This window comes from Mesorhizobium sp. M0410 (assembly GCF_040321435.1).
In the GTDB taxonomy this organism is placed as follows: Bacteria; Pseudomonadota; Alphaproteobacteria; order Rhizobiales; family Rhizobiaceae; genus Mesorhizobium.
The window spans coordinates 55,948-71,163 of sequence record NZ_JAMYRN010000013.1; the positions used below are offsets into that span (position 1 = coordinate 55,948).

20 protein-coding genes are annotated in these 15,216 nt (G+C 61.5%); 17 read left to right on the forward strand and 3 right to left on the reverse strand.

Annotated elements, in window-relative coordinates:
• Positions 1-183 precede the first annotated feature (183 nt).
• Positions 184-456, forward strand: coding sequence for a hypothetical protein (locus NKI63_RS19925; RefSeq protein WP_352505415.1), 273 nt, complete (start codon positions 184-186; stop codon positions 454-456).
• A gap of 29 nt (positions 457-485) precedes the next feature.
• Here the strand turns inward: NKI63_RS19925 and NKI63_RS19930 are convergent, their stop codons facing one another.
• Together NKI63_RS19930 and NKI63_RS19935 are read right to left on the reverse strand one after the other, a co-directional pair.
• The gene (locus NKI63_RS19930; protein WP_352505414.1) at positions 486-1,082 is read right to left on the reverse strand and encodes a response regulator; all 597 of its coding nucleotides are present in this window, start codon (positions 1,080-1,082) and stop codon (positions 486-488) included.
• A gap of 1 nt (position 1,083) precedes the next feature.
• Entirely contained in the window at positions 1,084-1,281 is a 198-nt protein-coding gene (locus tag NKI63_RS19935) for a hypothetical protein (protein WP_352505413.1), read from the reverse strand.
• 166 nt (positions 1,282-1,447) lie between these two features.
• Between NKI63_RS19935 and NKI63_RS19940 the strand changes: the two genes are divergently transcribed.
• The 7 genes from NKI63_RS19940 (at position 1,448) to NKI63_RS19970 (ending at position 6,593) form a co-directional block, all read left to right on the forward strand.
• Positions 1,448-4,552: a CheR family methyltransferase gene (locus tag NKI63_RS19940; RefSeq protein ID WP_352505412.1), complete on the forward strand. Its 3,105-nt coding sequence runs from the start codon at positions 1,448-1,450 to the stop codon at positions 4,550-4,552.
• Complete coding sequence (locus NKI63_RS19945; RefSeq protein ID WP_352645259.1) at positions 4,549-4,908, forward strand: response regulator; 360 nt, start codon at positions 4,549-4,551, stop codon at positions 4,906-4,908. Before NKI63_RS19940 ends, NKI63_RS19945 begins: the two co-directional genes overlap by 4 nt.
• Before the next feature lie 151 nt (positions 4,909-5,059).
• Positions 5,060-5,278 carry a hypothetical protein gene (locus tag NKI63_RS19950; protein ID WP_254818791.1) on the forward strand — a complete coding sequence of 73 codons (219 nt, stop codon included), beginning with the start codon at positions 5,060-5,062 and terminating at the stop codon, positions 5,276-5,278.
• Positions 5,279-5,305: 27 nt separating this feature from the next.
• Complete coding sequence (locus NKI63_RS19955) at positions 5,306-5,743, forward strand: GFA family protein (RefSeq protein ID WP_352505410.1); 438 nt, start codon at positions 5,306-5,308, stop codon at positions 5,741-5,743.
• Between the two features lie 104 nt (positions 5,744-5,847).
• A complete protein-coding gene (locus NKI63_RS19960) occupies positions 5,848-6,048 on the forward strand; it encodes a hypothetical protein (protein WP_352645260.1) in 201 nt (66 codons plus the stop codon).
• A gap of 137 nt (positions 6,049-6,185) precedes the next feature.
• Entirely contained in the window at positions 6,186-6,371 is a 186-nt protein-coding gene (locus NKI63_RS19965; protein WP_352701890.1) for a hypothetical protein, read from the forward strand.
• 3 nt (positions 6,372-6,374) lie between these two features.
• A complete protein-coding gene (locus tag NKI63_RS19970; RefSeq protein ID WP_352505408.1) occupies positions 6,375-6,593 on the forward strand; it encodes a hypothetical protein in 219 nt (72 codons plus the stop codon).
• A 41-nt stretch (positions 6,594-6,634) separates the two neighbouring features.
• Here NKI63_RS19970 and NKI63_RS19975 read toward each other — a convergent pair whose 3' ends face one another.
• Entirely contained in the window at positions 6,635-6,901 is a 267-nt protein-coding gene (locus tag NKI63_RS19975; protein WP_352505406.1) for a hypothetical protein, read from the reverse strand.
• Between the two features lie 441 nt (positions 6,902-7,342).
• Between NKI63_RS19975 and NKI63_RS19980 the strand changes: the two genes are divergently transcribed.
• From NKI63_RS19980 to NKI63_RS20020, 9 genes are all read left to right on the forward strand, one after another.
• Positions 7,343-8,059, forward strand: coding sequence for a GntR family transcriptional regulator (locus NKI63_RS19980; RefSeq protein WP_352505405.1), 717 nt, complete (start codon positions 7,343-7,345; stop codon positions 8,057-8,059).
• Positions 8,056-9,153, forward strand: coding sequence for an LLM class flavin-dependent oxidoreductase (locus NKI63_RS19985; protein ID WP_352505404.1), 1,098 nt, complete (start codon positions 8,056-8,058; stop codon positions 9,151-9,153). Before NKI63_RS19980 ends, NKI63_RS19985 begins: the two co-directional genes overlap by 4 nt.
• Positions 9,153-9,698: a flavin reductase family protein gene (locus tag NKI63_RS19990; protein WP_254818785.1), complete on the forward strand. Its 546-nt coding sequence runs from the start codon at positions 9,153-9,155 to the stop codon at positions 9,696-9,698. Before NKI63_RS19985 ends, NKI63_RS19990 begins: the two co-directional genes overlap by 1 nt.
• 89 nt (positions 9,699-9,787) lie before the next feature.
• Positions 9,788-10,765 carry a TRAP transporter substrate-binding protein DctP gene (dctP, locus tag NKI63_RS19995; protein WP_352505403.1) on the forward strand — a complete coding sequence of 326 codons (978 nt, stop codon included), beginning with the start codon at positions 9,788-9,790 and terminating at the stop codon, positions 10,763-10,765.
• A 77-nt stretch (positions 10,766-10,842) separates the two neighbouring features.
• Positions 10,843-11,355, forward strand: a complete 513-nt coding sequence (locus tag NKI63_RS20000) for a TRAP transporter small permease (RefSeq protein WP_352505402.1) — start codon at positions 10,843-10,845, stop codon at positions 11,353-11,355.
• Positions 11,356-11,358: 3 nt separating this feature from the next.
• Positions 11,359-12,669 (forward strand): TRAP transporter large permease, encoded by a 1,311-nt coding sequence (locus NKI63_RS20005; RefSeq protein ID WP_254818782.1) that lies wholly within the window; start codon positions 11,359-11,361, stop codon positions 12,667-12,669.
• Positions 12,670-12,695: 26 nt separating this feature from the next.
• Complete coding sequence (locus NKI63_RS20010) at positions 12,696-13,409, forward strand: hypothetical protein (RefSeq protein ID WP_352823002.1); 714 nt, start codon at positions 12,696-12,698, stop codon at positions 13,407-13,409.
• A gap of 41 nt (positions 13,410-13,450) precedes the next feature.
• On the forward strand, positions 13,451-14,209 hold the full coding sequence (locus tag NKI63_RS20015; RefSeq protein ID WP_352823005.1) for an HpcH/HpaI aldolase family protein: 759 nt from the start codon (positions 13,451-13,453) through the stop codon (positions 14,207-14,209).
• A gap of 12 nt (positions 14,210-14,221) precedes the next feature.
• Positions 14,222-15,178: a C-terminal binding protein gene (locus NKI63_RS20020; RefSeq protein WP_352823008.1), complete on the forward strand. Its 957-nt coding sequence runs from the start codon at positions 14,222-14,224 to the stop codon at positions 15,176-15,178.
• The last annotated feature ends 38 nt before the right edge of the window (positions 15,179-15,216 follow it).

Below are 15,216 nucleotides of genomic sequence, written 5' to 3' on the forward strand. Positions count from 1 at the left end.
GTTCCCGAGCGCTGCGCTCCGGAAGCGACCGCCTTGGGCTGGGCACGGGAACATCGAAGCGCGCTTGGTGTTAGGAGCCATAATCGACCAACCGCGCGCATATGCTCGGCAGCAATGCATCTGCTGGTTGTACGAGGCAGACCGGGATCTCGCGGTGTGCGGTGGAATCGAAGGGAGATTGGAATGTCTGAATCGAAGACGACCACCGATCATGATGAAATCCGCCGTTGGGCCGAGGATCGCGATGGCCGGCCGGCGGTGGTGCGCACCAAGGGCGAGGGCGGCATACTGCGCATCGACTTCGGCGAGCCTGAAGAGACGTTCGAGCCTGTCGAATGGGACGAGTTCTTCAGGATATTCGACGAGAACGAACTGGCCTTCCTCTACCAGGAAGAGACCAGCGGCGGCAAAACCAGCCGCTTCAACAAATTCGTCGAACGCAACCGGAAAGGCTGACCTCGTCTGATTGCCGGCAACTGCCGCGGTCAGTGCAGCAGGTTCGCTCCACGTGCCCTGACGATGTTTCGCATGATGCCGTTGAGCCAGTCCTCGGTGGAGGAGCCGGATGGTCTCCGGTCGATTTCGCCGATAGCCTGTTCGAGCGTCCGCTCGACCAGCCGGTCGGAGGCCTCGACATCTCCCAGCAGCAGGCGCGCCGCGAGCCTGAGCTTAGGCAGCAGCGAAAATACGTCGTCCGAGGGCTCCGACGCTCGACCTCCTGTCGATGCCGACGTCTCGGCTGGAAAGAGAGCGTCGAAAACAGCCTGGGCGTCCGAGGATTTTCGGAGGCTGCTGGCATACCGAAGCCGCTCGGGAATAACGATGTCTTCATCGCCGCTGAAAAACACGAACGGCACGCCACGGCGCATCAGTTCGTCGGCGATCGGAAATACCCGTCGTCCGTTGAGATTGATGTCCAGGATCGCGGCTTCGGCCTCGTCCGTATGTTTCGATGCCTGTTCCACCGTCGCTACCGGGCCAAGCACCACGGCGCCCATCTTGCTGAAATAACGTGCAAGATCCCCCGCCAGCATCCATTCGTCCTCGACGATCAGGATATGCAGGCCTTGCAGGTCGCGCACCTCATTGTTCCTTCTTTCTGCGGGATCTACGCTTGTCGGCGCGGACTTCTGCAAAGTGGCGCTCCAATACCTCTTGCAACCGTTCCGCGAGCGCGAGCAGGCGAGCCGGAATGTTTTCAGATACCGGGAACTTGGTCAGATCCGGCGAGGGCAACAGAATTCGCTTGGCCGGCTTTATTTCAGGTGATCGTTTTGCCATTGGAACCGCCTCCAAAGTCAAATGTTAATGCCCACCGGCGGTACTTTGTTCCGTTGGTGGACTATTTACTGGCCTCAGGCTCGGCCCGGTCTTAATCTGAGGCGCGATTTGGGTCTAAGGCCCGATTTGACGGCTTTGTGTTTGCGGCTGTTACCAGGGGCTTGGCGTGGCATCCCAGAATGGAAGATTTCCCATAGTCGGGGTCGGCGCATCGGCCGGCGGCATTCCCGCGATGGAGGGCCTGTTCAAAGGGCTGACCGGCGACACTGGCATGGCGTTCGTCGTCGTCACGCATCTCAGCCCGGAGCGGGAAAGCCTGCTGCACGAGGTCATCCGACGTTACACCGAAATGCCGGTCTTGGTGGCCGAGGAGGGGGCAGCGGTCCAACCCGACCAGGTCTATGTGATGCCGCAAAACGTCGTCCTCACCATCCGTAAGGGCGCGCTTTCGCTGCGCCGGCCGAACACGCTCAACCGCGAGCGCAAGCCGATCGATATCTTCTTCAGCGCATTGGCCGAGGACCAGGGCGAGTATGCCGTCGGCATTATTTTGTCGGGTGGCGATTCGGACGGCACGCTTGGCGCCAGGGCCATCAAGGAGCATGGCGGGCTGACCATTGCCCAGGCCTCCAACGGTTCCGGCCCCCGCAATCCAGATATGCCGCAGAGCGCGATTTCGAGCGGCCTGATCGACATAGCGGCGCCCGCCGAGCAGATCGGTGCAAAGCTTCAGGCGTTTGTCCGCGGTTTCGACGTGCTGAACGGCCTGACCGAAGCGGACGACGAACGCAAGGCCGAGATAGATCGAGCCCGCGATGAAATCTACGCCATTTTGCGCAGCCATTCCGGTCACGACTTTTCCGGCTACAAGGCCAAGACGTTCCTGCGTCGCGTAAAGCGGCGCATGCAGATAACGCAGCTACAGTCGATCAGCACCTACATAGAACGGCTGAAGAGGGATCCCGACGAGGTGGCGAAGCTGTTTCGCGACCTGCTCATCAATGTCACCAGCTTTTTTCGGGACGCCGAAGCGTTCAAATTGCTGGAGGACAAGATCATACCGCAGATTTTCGAGGGCAGGAACGCGTCCGATGCGGTGCGTGTCTGGGTGCCCGGCTGCGCCACCGGCGAGGAGGTGTTCTCGATCGGCATGCTGATGCGCGAGCGCATGGAGAAACTTCCCGCGCCGCCGCGCGTCCAGATATTCGCGACCGACATCGACGAGCCGGCGCTCGCGGTGGCGCGTGCGGCGCGTTATCCCGAAGCGCTGCTGCACGGGCTATCGCCACAGCGCAGGCAACGCTTTTTCCACAGCGACGGCGAGAGCTATGTGCTGGCCAAAGAGGTGCGCGAACTCTGCATTTTTTCCCCGCACAGCGTCATCCGCGATCCTCCGTTCTCGCGTATGGATATGATTTCGTGCCGCAACCTGTTGATCTATTTCGGCCCGCAGATCCAGAACCGGGTCGTCCCGATCTTCCACTATGCGCTGAGGCCGGGCGGTTATCTGTTCCTCGGCACCTCGGAAAGCGTCGGTCAGCACGGCGACCTGTTCGCCACGGTCGATAAAAAGCAGCGGATATTCCAGGCGCGGGAACATGCCACGCCGCGACCGCCGGTCCTGATCGGCAATGGCTTCACAGCTGCCCTGCCGGCGGGACGCCGTGGCTCAAAAAACGATGGCGCGAGCCATTCGCTGCGCCAGGCAATCGAGGCTCAGGTGCTGGAGCGGTTCGCCCCGCCTCACGTGCTGGTCAATGGCGATGGCGACATCGTCTACTATTCGGCGCGGACGGGTAAATATCTGGAAGCGCCGCAAGGTGCCCCGAGCCGGCAGTTGCTGACCTTGGCCCGCCGCGGGCTGAGACTTGAGATGCGCGCCGCGTTGCGGGAAGCAGCAACGACGCGCCGCACGGTCGTGCGGGAGAACATAGCGGTCGAAGAAGACGACGGACAGCTTCAGTTCATTACACTGACAGTCGAGCCGTACACGGAACGCAGCAATGGCGAGCCCCTCTACCTCGTCCTGTTCAATCCGGTGGGGCAGGCCCAGATACGCTCCGATCCGGCCCGCGAAAGCCGCGGCACAGACGACGCGGCCGATCTCGAACGGGAGTTGCGCGACACGCGCGAGCGGCTGCAGTCGACCATCGAGGAGTACGAAACCGCGCTGGAGGAAGTAAAATCTTCGAACGAGGAACTCGTCTCCGTCAATGAAGAGGCACAGTCGACGAATGAGGAGCTTGAGGCCTCGAAGGAGGAAATGCAGTCGCTCAACGAAGAGCTCAACACCATCAATGCGGAACTGACCGGCAAGATAGAGGAACTCGATCGCGCCAACAGCGATCTCAGAAACCTGTTCGAAAGCACGGAAATCGCCACCATCTTCCTCGACCGCAACCTTGTGGTGCGAACCTTTACTCCTGCCGCGTCGTCGTTCTTCAACTTGCGTCCGTCAGATGTCGGCCGACCGCTGACCGATCTTTCGAGCCAACTCGACTACCCCGAGTTGAAGCGGCACATCCAGGCGGTGTTCGAGACGGGAGAGACCCTGAACCATCACCTTGCGCGCGACGACAAGGGCCGGTTCTACCTGGTCCGCATCAACCCTTACCGGGACAAGAGCGGCAGCATCCAGGGCGTGGTCGTGACACTGATCGACGTGACGACACTGGCGCAGGCTGAAGAGCGTCAGCAGGTGCTCATCTCGGAGCTGAACCATCGCGTCAAGAACATGCTGGCGGTTGTCGCCAGCATCACCAACCGGACGCGGGAATACTCGGCGTCAAAAGACGAGTTCGCTGAAGCTTTGATCGGCCGTCTGCATGCAATGTCACGAGCCTACAGTCTGCTCTCGCGCGAAAGCTGGACGGAAGCCTCCGTCGAGGAACTGCTGCGCCAGGAGCTTGGTCCCTTCGGGGCCGAACGGTTCGAGCTCGATGGCAAGCGGGTAAGCCTCAAGCCTGTACAGGGGCTTTCGTTCGGCATGGCAATCCATGAACTGGCGACCAATGCCGCTAAATATGGCGCACTGTCGAAGCCTGCCGGGCGGATAATTGTGAAATGGTCGGTGGTGGATGGAACCTTCAAGCTCGTCTGGCGCGAGAAGGGCGGCCCCCGCATCAAGGAGCCAACCGACAGCGGCTTCGGCCTTACCCTTCTGCGCGGAGAAATCGGCTACAGGCTGGGCGGAAAAATTGAAACAACTTTCCGCTCAAATGGTTTGGAGGCGGAAATTGCATTCCCTCTGACCCGCGAGGGCTCGTCGTGACCGGAAAGGTGCGTGTGCTGATCGTCGAGGATGAATGGCTGATCGCCGACGACGCGGCGGCTTACCTGCGCAAAGCCGGCCATCAGGTGGTTGGACCGGTTTCGTCGGTAACGGCAGCACTTCGGCTCGTTGGCGAAGGCGGCATCGACGCGGCGTTGTTGGATATCCAGTTGAACGACGAAACCAGCTATCCGATCGCGGAAGCGTTGCAAACGCGCGGTGTTCCGTTCGCCTTCCTCTCCGGGTACGGCGAACGCGAAATTCCAGCCGGGTTCCGCGCTTGCAGGATCGTGCAGAAGCCGGCGAGCCAAAGTGCGATTTTGAATGCCGTAGATGAACTCGCGCGCGCCGGCTGAATTCCTGTCGTTCCAGCGGGCCCGCCTTTTCAATCCAGCGGCTTGTCGGTGGGGCAGCGAGGTGCCAGCCTGCCGCCGCCGATTCCGGTCGAGGCCTTCCGGAACCATTTCCGCCATCGTTTGTTCGGCTCGAAGAAAGGAGCCGCGCGAAATGGAGCGACGTAACGCGTTAATTGCGATGGTGATTTCGGCCATCATCATCGTCGGCTTTCTCATAGGCTTTTTGTACGGCGATATGGGCTGGCAAACCTCGCCGCTCAAAAGAGCCCCTGAACAGAACCAGGGTGGCAATGCTCCGGCCGATACCTCGCCTGCCGCCGGCATCAAGAAGAACCCCAAGGAAAATACCGAAATGCCAGGCCAGCAATGAAGGCCGGTCCAGCAATGAAGTTAACCAATGCCACGAACTGAAACGGGCTCCTGTTTTTGCGGCGCCATAACGGCGGAGATGCGCGGCGAGCCTTTCTGGATTTGCTCCGATCACGATGACGACTGTCGCAAGGCGATAGGAAGCCCTCTGACGGTGTGGGTCGGTTATCGGCCTTCCGAATTCACGTTGCTCACCGGCACGCCGAGGACCTTTTCGAAAACCTCCGGCGTGCTCCGGTCCTTCTGCGCGGATTGCGGGACATCGATCGGCTATGTCGACCAAGGGTTGCCCGACGAACTCTATCTGGCAATCGGCTTTCTCGATCACCCCGAACGGTTTCCGCCACAGGCCCATGCATACTGGGACATGAGGTTGCCCTGGGTCGACTTTCCAGACGAGCTGCCGCGGGTGGGGACGTATTCGAGGCGGCGAGATCCGACCTTCGGAAATCCGGCGGAACGCTAGCCTGGGGTCCTTGCAAGTTGGAAGACGTGCCATCGGGGCTGCGTACGAAAACGACAGTTGGCGCGGGGCCGAAAACGCGCAATTATCGGCCGATGAGCCGCCGTTTGGATGACAAGCTCGATTGCAAGGCGTGCGGGACGATCCTGATGGATATTCCCGACGACCCGAAGGATTCGACGCCGATCTATTGCAGCAATTGCGGCGCCTATCTCGGCGAATGGGGCGAGCTGCAGGAGGATTTCTATAAACAGGCTTTCGGTGCCCAGGCCTTCGATCTGAACAACGGAACCATCATCAAGAAATAATCCTGGATTGCGCAGGCCTTCCGCCGGCCCAAGCCACGGCCTGCTGGCCCGGCTATTCGCAGCAATTGCCGTTCGGACCGGGCCATCTGGAACTTTTCTCCCGACCCGCTTGTTTGGGTGGCGGAAGGAGAAACGCCATGAGCACAAAACCTCCCCCTGTTCCACCGGAGAATCTGAGCCCAAAAGGAGCCGGTGACAAAAAAACGGTAGCCGCCGACCAAGCACCGCACGGCCAATCGACCGTGCCGGATCCCGACAAGCAGGGCCAGCAAGGCAATACGAAGGTCAACACCACCCACCAAGGCAACGTCCAGGATCGCTAGGTCATGTCCACGTCGAAGAAGACTCCTGCCAGCATCCGCCAGGGTGGTCCCGGCGCGGCGCACGAAAACGCCAAGAAGCCGCTGAGCGTCGAAAAGCCGCCGGCCGATTCCGACCGGCGCAGCCACAGCAAGGTCTCCGGGGGCGGCGGCGAACGCGACAGCCACCATACCCACGACCCCGAAAAGAAAAGCGACACCCGGCCTGCGCATCAGGGCAAGTGAAATCGGGTGGCGACGCGAAGATCGGTGGCTCGAACGAAATTTCAGCGGGGACGGCGCGCCGAGGCGAACGGCACGACATTGTCGACATTTGCCGCCGGCAAATCAAACAGCATCGGAAGCCCTCGCGTCGCGGCCATCTCCACGATCAGCTCTTCGATGGAGTGATTGGTCAGACGCGTCTCCACGCCCAGCCGGATCATCGCCGCCAGCTTGTGCACCGGCACCGGCACGGACTTCGCCCGGTCGTCGAGCAGCTTGCTGATTTCGATCACGACGTCTGCGTCGATATCCCTGGGCAAGTCTCGCATAAGCGCCTCCCCGCCAAACGAAACGAAAAGCCCGCCGCACCTTTCGATACGGCGGGCGATCCAGTAATGCGCACCGGCGAGGGGATCGGGTGGGCGTGCCGGCGCGCGCAGATCGCAAGTATTTTAGTTAAATCCGCCAGCCTCGATGTGTCACGCGAAAACGTCTGTACGTTTTTACCGAACCGCGCGGATCGTTGGCTCTCCCCGCGTCGCGCGGCGCGACCGCACGGATGGCGTGACCCTCTGCCCTCCGGACAACGAACCTAAACAGTATACATTATAAACTTAAAACATCTTGCCAGGCGATCCAGCCTGTGCTCCACTTCACATTGGAACGTGGCCTGCAGGTCGAATTCTCTCGATATGTAGCTTCATTTCAACGGATACTGCGAGAACACCAGCCTCAAACGATATACGAAATCTTCGCATGGAAAGGCGTGGATGACGGAAACGATAGAGCTCAAACGGGTTGGCGATGGCAATCTGCGTGCCCAGGTCTATCAACAAATCCGTCTGACCATACAGCATGGCGAATTGGCGCCTGGCCAGAAGCTCGTAGATGTGGACATTGCCGCCCAGCTCGGCATTTCCAGAATGCCTGTCCGCGACGCCTTGATGCAGTTGGTGCATGAGGGCTATCTCGTCGGCACCACACGCGGCTTCACGCTGCCCACGCTTACCGCAACGGATGTCGCCGACATCTTCGAGGTCCGCCGCTTGCTCGAGCCGCGGGCCGCCGCACACGCTGCGCGGACACTCGACGCCGCTGGCCTCAAGACGCTTGCGGCCGCGCTTCGGGAGGCGGAGGCTGCGGCTGCCGGCGGCGATGCCGACCGCTTCTTCCAGGCCAATTCGGCATTCAGGAATTGTTGGCTCGGCGCTGTCGAGAACCAGCGCCTTTCACAAACCATTGCAAGGTTCGCCGACCATGTCCTCGTCGTCCGTTTAAGGACGCTGTCGCACCAGCCGACGCAGGCCGTCGTCGTGGCCGGCATGCGCGCAATCTATGAGGCATTCGTCAAGCGCGACGCCGTCGCCGCTTACGACCGCATGACCCATTTCATTCAGAACGCCGAGGAGCGTTTCATGAAGCTGAGCCCTCCGTCTCAAAATTCCACAGGTGAAGGTGAGAGCATGTCGCAGCGGGGGAAACCATGACCAGGAAGCAGCACCCGCTGAAAGGGCCGAACAGGTTCAAGCTCGGCGTCTTCTCCATGAACGCCGATGGCGGCCTGGCAATGACCACCGTTCCCGAGCGCTGGCGTGCCCGCTGGGAAGACAACCTCAATTCCGCCTGCATCGCCGACCGCGCCGGCCTCGAGTTTCTGCTGCCGATCGCCCGCTGGCGCGGCTTCGGCGGTTTGACGCATGTGCGGGAATGGTCGTTTGAGACGTTCACCTGGGCGGCGGGTCTTGCTGTCGCCACGGAAAACATCGGCCTGTTCATGACGGTGCATGTGCCGCTGGTTCATCCGCTGCAGGCTGCCAAAGCGCTTGCGACGGTCGACCACATCTCCAACGGGCGTGCCGGCTTGAACATCGTCTGCGGCTGGAACCCGGACGAGTTCGCCATGTTCGGGCAGACGGTCGGCGAGCGGACCTACGATCAGGCCGAGGAATGGATCAACATCATCGTGCGTGCCTATCAATCGAGGGAGCCGTTCGACTTCAGCGGCGAGTTCTATGATCTGAAGAGTGTCGTTAGCCGGCCGCCAAGCTTGCAAGTGCCACGACCGGTGACCATGAACGCCGCCTTCGGCGCGCCGGGGCGCAACTACGCGGCGCGCCACTGTGACTATCTGTTTTCGACTTTTTCCGAAATTGCCGACGGCCGTGCGCATGTGGTCGACATTACCAACCGCGCGGCCGAAGTCGGGCGCGAAGTCGGCGTCTATACGGTCTGTCACGTCGTCTGCCGGGAGACCCAGCAGGAAGCCGAGGACTACTACCGGCACTACGCGCTGGAATGCGCGGACGAGGGTGCCGTCGACGAGCATATGCGCAAGAAGAAGGAATTCGCGAACTCGCATGACGCGAAGGCCTTCACCGAATATCGGCAGAGGTTCGCCGGCGGTGCCGGGACCTTCCCGCTCATCGGCACGCCGGAAAAGATCGTCGACGACCTCACCGAGATCATGGAACAGGGTTATTCCGGCGCCGCCCTCACATTCGTCAACTACACCTACGAACTGCCCTTCTTCTGCGACCGCGTGCTGCCGCTGATGCGCCAGGCCGGGCTTCGAGTAAATTGATGCCGGCCGCCGCCATTCCGACGCTATGGGTGGATGGGCACAACGCCATCGATCCGCGCGCGTTCAAGCAGGCTATGCGAGCCGTGGCGGGCTCCGTCGCCATCCTCGCGTCGGAGCATGACGAGATCGGCTTTTGCGGCATCACGGCGACCGCTCTCTGCTCGTTCAGTGCCGAGCCGCCTTCGCTGCTTGCCTGTGTCAACCGCGGCAGCACCTTTGCCTCGGCCATTCGCGAAGGTTTGCCTTTTTCGGTCAATCTTCCCGCCGGCGACCAGGAGAACGTTGTGCGTGCGTTTGGCGGCATGACCAAAGCCAAGGGCGCCGCGCGGTTCTCGTCCGGATCATGGGTGCGCGGCGAAACCGGCGCGCCCTTGCTTGTCGGCGCGAGGGCAATGTTCGAATGCCGGGTGGCCGAAATCATTGTGCGGGCGTCGCACATGATCGTCATCGGCATCGTCTCGGGCGTTGCGCTGGATCGCGCTCACCGATCGCCGGTCTTCTACGCGCATGGGCGGTTCCTGACAGTAGGAGATGATGTCAACTAACCGCCGTTCGTGTGGCGGCGAAGCGTGCAATTTCAGATCGGCCCGATGATGGGCTCCGGCGAAGTGAATCTATCAGAGGGAATACGGCAATGCGCATTTGGAAATCCCTTGTTCTGGCTGCACTCATGTCGGGTGTGGCGGGTATCGCCATGGCCGAAGAGGTCGTCCTTAACGCCGTGCATTTTACGCCGACGCAGAACGGCTACGCCCAGAGCTTCCTGAAGTTCGTTCAGAAGGTGAACGAAAAGGGCAAGGGCTTGGTCCAGATCAACGTGCGTGGCGGGCCGGAGGTCATTCCACCGATCCAGCAGGGCGCGGCGCTCAGGAGCGGCCTGATCGATGTGATCGACACACCGGCAGGGCAGTTCCTCGAACTCGTGGCCGAAGGCGAGGTTTTCTCCGCATCGACGAAGACGCCCTGGGAGGTTCGCGACAATGGCGGCTGGGACTTCATCAGCGCAATTTTCGAGAAGAAGGCCAATGCCCATCTGCTGGCGCATGTCGACGCGGGCTCGGGCTTCAACGTCTTCACCGTCGACGAACCCAAGCTCAACAGCGAAGGCAGCATCGACTGGGGCAGTTTGAAGATCCGCTCGTCGCCGCTCTATCGCGATTTCCTCGAATCCCTGGGCGCGACAGTGATCGTGCAGGCGCCGGGGGATGTCTATACCTCGCTCGAGCGCGGCGTCGTCAATGCCAACGCCTATACCGTATTTGGCTATGCATCCTTCGGCTGGGACAAATTCACCAAATACCGTGTCGATCCGCAATTCTTCAAAACCGACGTGCTGATCTCGATCAACAAGGCCAGATGGGACACGCTGTCGCCCGAGGCGCAGAAGCTGCTTGCCGACACGGCCGTCGAATACGAGCGCGCGAGCTATGACGCCAACCTTGCCGAATCCGAAAAACAGGCACAGGCGATGATCGACGGCGGGCAGAAGGTTGTCAGCTTGACCGGCGCCGGCCGCGACAAATTCCTGGCGGCTGCCACGCAGGCGAGCTGGGCGAGAATGGCCAAACGCGATCCCACCAACATCGATCAGTTGAAGAAATTCTTTCAGTAGCCCGAGCCGAGGGTGCCTTGTGCGCCCTCCATCAAAGCTGGGCCAAGGGGCAAAGGTGGACATCAGGGTCGTCGGGCATGGACAGATTGTTTGCAGCGATTGGGAAGCTGAGCCTTGCGTTGGCGGCGGTGGCAAAAGTGGTGCTTGGCCTCATCATTGTCGCGGTGGTTGCTGATGTGTGCGTCCGCAATCTGGGCCTGAGGCCGCTCGCCTGGGCAGTATCGGCGACGGAATACGGCTTGCTTTACGCGGCATTTCTGCCGATGCCCTGGCTGGTCCACAGCAAGGGCCATGTCTTCGTCGAGTTCCTGCGCAAGGCGCTGCCGGTGCGGGCACGGGCGGTGCTTGAAAAGCTGGTCTACCTCGCCTGCATTGCCGTCAGCCTCTACCTCGGCAGCGTCGCTCTGTCGTCCCTGACAAGTGCCGTGGCGGGCGGCGAATATGAAACGCGCAGCTTCGACATGCCGAAATGGCTGGTCTTTCTGCCCATCATGCTCGCCTTCTACCTCTCGGCGCTGGAATGGCTAAGATATTTTCTCGGCCGTGACACGCTGTACACGCTGGATCCTCTGGAAATGGAAGGGCTCTGACCGGTGGCCTGGCTGTTTCCATTCGCCGTGCTCGTTGGCACCATCCTGGTATTGATGGGGCTGGGGCTGCCGGTCGCCTTCGCGTTCTTCGTCACCAATGTGATCGGGCTGTATCTGTTCTTCGGCGGTTCGATCGGCGTGACGCAGATGGTCGCCAACTTCTCCGACGCTGTCTCGACCTATGCGCTTGCCCCGCTGCCGATGTTTCTTGTCATGGGCAGCCTGTTCTTCCGCTCCGGCCTCGGCGAGAAAGTCATCTACGCGCTCGACCTGTGCATCGGCAATCTGCGCGGACGCCTCGCCTATGTCGTCCTCGCCGCCGGCACGATCTTTTCCGCGCTGTCGGGTTCGAGCCTCGCCAATACCGGCATGATGGGCTCGCTGATGGTGCCCGAGATGCTGAAGCGGGGTTACAAGCCGCATATGGCCTACGGCCCGGTGCTTGGCGCCGGAAGCCTTGCCGTCATCATCCCGCCATCCTCGCTGGCTGTCTTGCTCGGCTCGCTTGCCCAGATCGACGTCGGCGCGCTGCTCATAGCGGGGGCTCTGCCCGGGCTGCTGCTCGTTGTCATGTACGCAGCGCTGATCTTCGCCCAGACGAAGATCGACCCGGACGCCGCTCCGCACTATCCGGTGCCCGCCGTTCCCGCGGCCGAGAAGGTGAGGGCGGTCGCCGTCAACATTATTCCGATGAGCGTCATCGTGTTCATGGTGGTCGGCACGATCATCCTTGGGATAGCGACGCCGACGGAATCGGCGGGACTCGGCTGTGCCGCCGTTTTCGCCTTGTTGTTTGTCTACCGACGGTTCAGCTGGTCGGTTGTCTGGAAGTCGCTGGACGACGCGATGAAGGTCACCGGCATGACCTTCCTGATCATCTCGGCTTCGACGACGTTCTCGCAGATATTCGCATTCTCCGGCGCCTCCAACGGCTTTATCCAGTTCATCGTCGGCTACGATCTTGGACCGTATCCCATGCTGCTCATGATGGTGCTGGTCATCCTGCTGCTCGGCATGTTCATGGATCAGGTCTCGATGATGCTGATCACGCTGCCGATCTTCCTGCCGATCGCCCAGCAATTCGGCTACGAGCCCGTATGGTTCGGGCTGATCCTGCTGCTCGCCTACGAGGTCGGCTTCACCACGCCGCCGTTTGGCCTGCTGCTGTTCATCATGATCGGTGTCGCGCCTAAAGGGACGTCGCTCAAAACGGTTGCCATGTCAGCGGCGCCTTACATCGCGCTGACGCTTCTGCTGATCCTGCTGATTGTCCTCTTTCCGCAGATCGCTCTCTTTCTTCCGAATTTGATCTAGCCGAACTCGATCCAGAGGGTCTCCACATGCGCTTTGCCTATCTTGCCTTTTTCCATGACGACCGCGAGGCAAATTTGGCCATCGCCGGTGAAGACGTTGACGCTGTGCGGCGTGTGATTGCGTCGACCCCGGGCCTTGCGCTTGCCAACATCTATCTGCCCGAAGTGGCGACGGACATGTTCAACAACGATGGTCCACCGCCGGTCTTTGGCTTCCAGCTCTATTTCGACGAATTGGCGGACATGGAGGCGGCGCTGGCGCCGTCCGGCCATCTGCAGGCACTTGCCGCACCTGGTATGCTGTCGAGCATCGCCGGTTCGAGGCCAACGCAACAGGCAATGTGCGTGCGTCCGTTTCCCGTCGATGACGCTGGCGTCAAGACGTCCGGGCTGCCCTGCAGCTATCTTGTCCACTATCCCGGGCCGGCCGAAGACATGAATGTCTGGCTCCGCCACTATGTGACGCATCATCCGCAATTGATGCGGGGCTTCCCAGGCATTCGCCACATCGAGGTTCTGTCGCGACTGGATTGGTGCGGTTCGCTGCCCTGGCCGCGGATCGACCATATGCAGCGCAATCGCGTCATGTTCGATAGTCCCGCTGCATTGACGCACGCGCTGCAATCGCCGGCGCGGCTGGAGATGCGCGCCGACTACAAGACTTTTCCGCCGTTTTCAGGCGGCAGCCGGCATTTTCCGATGTCGACGGAAGCCGTGCATCCTTCGTCAAGGGCCACATAGGCAAACGGGTTTTGCCGACGCCGAAAATTTCTGGAGATTTCATGTACGACTTTCGCAAGAAATGTATCTCTCTCGATCGCCTCATCGGCACCTTCTGCGCCATCCCGCATCCTGTGGCGGTCGAAGTGGCGGCCGCGAGCGGGGTCGATTTCCTGTGCATCGACTGGGAGCATTCGCAGATCGGCCGCGAACGGCTCGAGGATCTGATCCGCGCCGCCGATGTCCACAAGGTTCCCGCGATGGTGCGCGTTCCCGGGCACACGCCGGAGTGGATCGCGGCCGCGCTCGACGCCGGCGCGTCGGGCGTCCTGGTGCCGCGCGTCTCCACGGCCGAGCAAGCCCGCATGGCGGTCATGGCCTGCCGTTACCCGCCGGTCGGCGCACGCGGTGTCGGCCCAGGCCGCGCCGCCGGTTATGGCTACAGCATTCCGGACTACCTCAAATCGGCCAACGAGGTCCTGACGGTCGCCATCCAGGTCGAGACGGCGGAAGGCCTCGCCAACATCGACGACATCGTCCAGGTCGACGGCGTCGACGTGATCTTCATTGGCCCGGGCGACCTGTCGGTCTCGATCGACGCCATGGGGCCGGCCGGCCAGGACAAGCTCAATGCCGCGATTATGAGGATCGCGGCCGCGGCGCGCGCGTCCCGCAAGGCCGTCGGCATTTTTCGCCCTTCGGCGGATGATGTCGGCAAATGGTCGCGGCACGGCATCAGCTTCCACGTGCTGGCCAGCGACACGATGTTTCTCGGCGCCGGCCTTGCCGCCGGTGTCGTCTCGGCGCGCAGCGCCTCATAGCAAGAGTTTGGCATGAAGATCATCAAGACCGACGGCGTATTGTCAGTCGAGGAGGAGCAGCTGCGCTACCTCGACGGCTTGAGCGCCGAGTTTGTCGAAAAGACGCTGCTCACGGAAGATGCCCTGATCGAACACTGCCGCGACGCCGACGCATTGATGGTATTGCGCGAGCCGATAACGGCTCGCGTTTTGGCGGAACTGAAGAGGCTCAAGGTCGTCGGACGGTTCGGCGTAGGGCTCGATTCGATCGACGTCGAGGCCGCCAGCCGTGCCGGTGTTCAGGTAACCTACGTGCCGGACGCCAATCTGGTTGAAGTCAGCACCCACGCCATGGCCCTGATCCTGGCCTTGACGCGCAAGCTGAAGCAGTTCGACAGCGCGGTGCGCGCCGGCCGCTGGGCTGCAATGACCGATGGCGCCGGCATCACACGGCCCGACAGGCAGATCATCGGCCTGATCGGCTTCGGCCAGATCGGGCGCCTGACTGCCGAGCGGGCGCGGGTCTTCGGCTACCACATCATCGCCTACGACCCTCACATGCCGGCCGAGCGCATCACGGCCGGTGGTGCTGAACCGGTCGGCTTCGACGAGTTGCTTGCCAGCGCCGACGTCGTCTCGCTGCACGTTCCCGCGACACCGGAGACCAGAAACATCATGTCGGCGCAAGCCCTGTCGCGGATGAAGGAAGGGGCGATATTCATCAACGTGTCCCGCGGCGGCCTCGTCGACGAGGTCGCCTTGGCGGATCTGATCCGGCGTCGCCATCTGGCTGGCGCCGGCATCGACACTTTCGAGCGGGAGCCGCCTTCGCCTGACAATCCGCTGCTGGCGCTGGACACCGTCCTGGTCAGTCCACACGCGGCGCACTACTCGACCCAGTCCTACGCGGAGGTTCGCAACAAGGTGTTTGCCGATGTCGCATCGGTCCTGCGCGGCGGCAAGCCGGTATATCCGGTCAACCGGATATGACCATTCCCGAGCGATGTCGGCACCATCCGCTGCCTGTC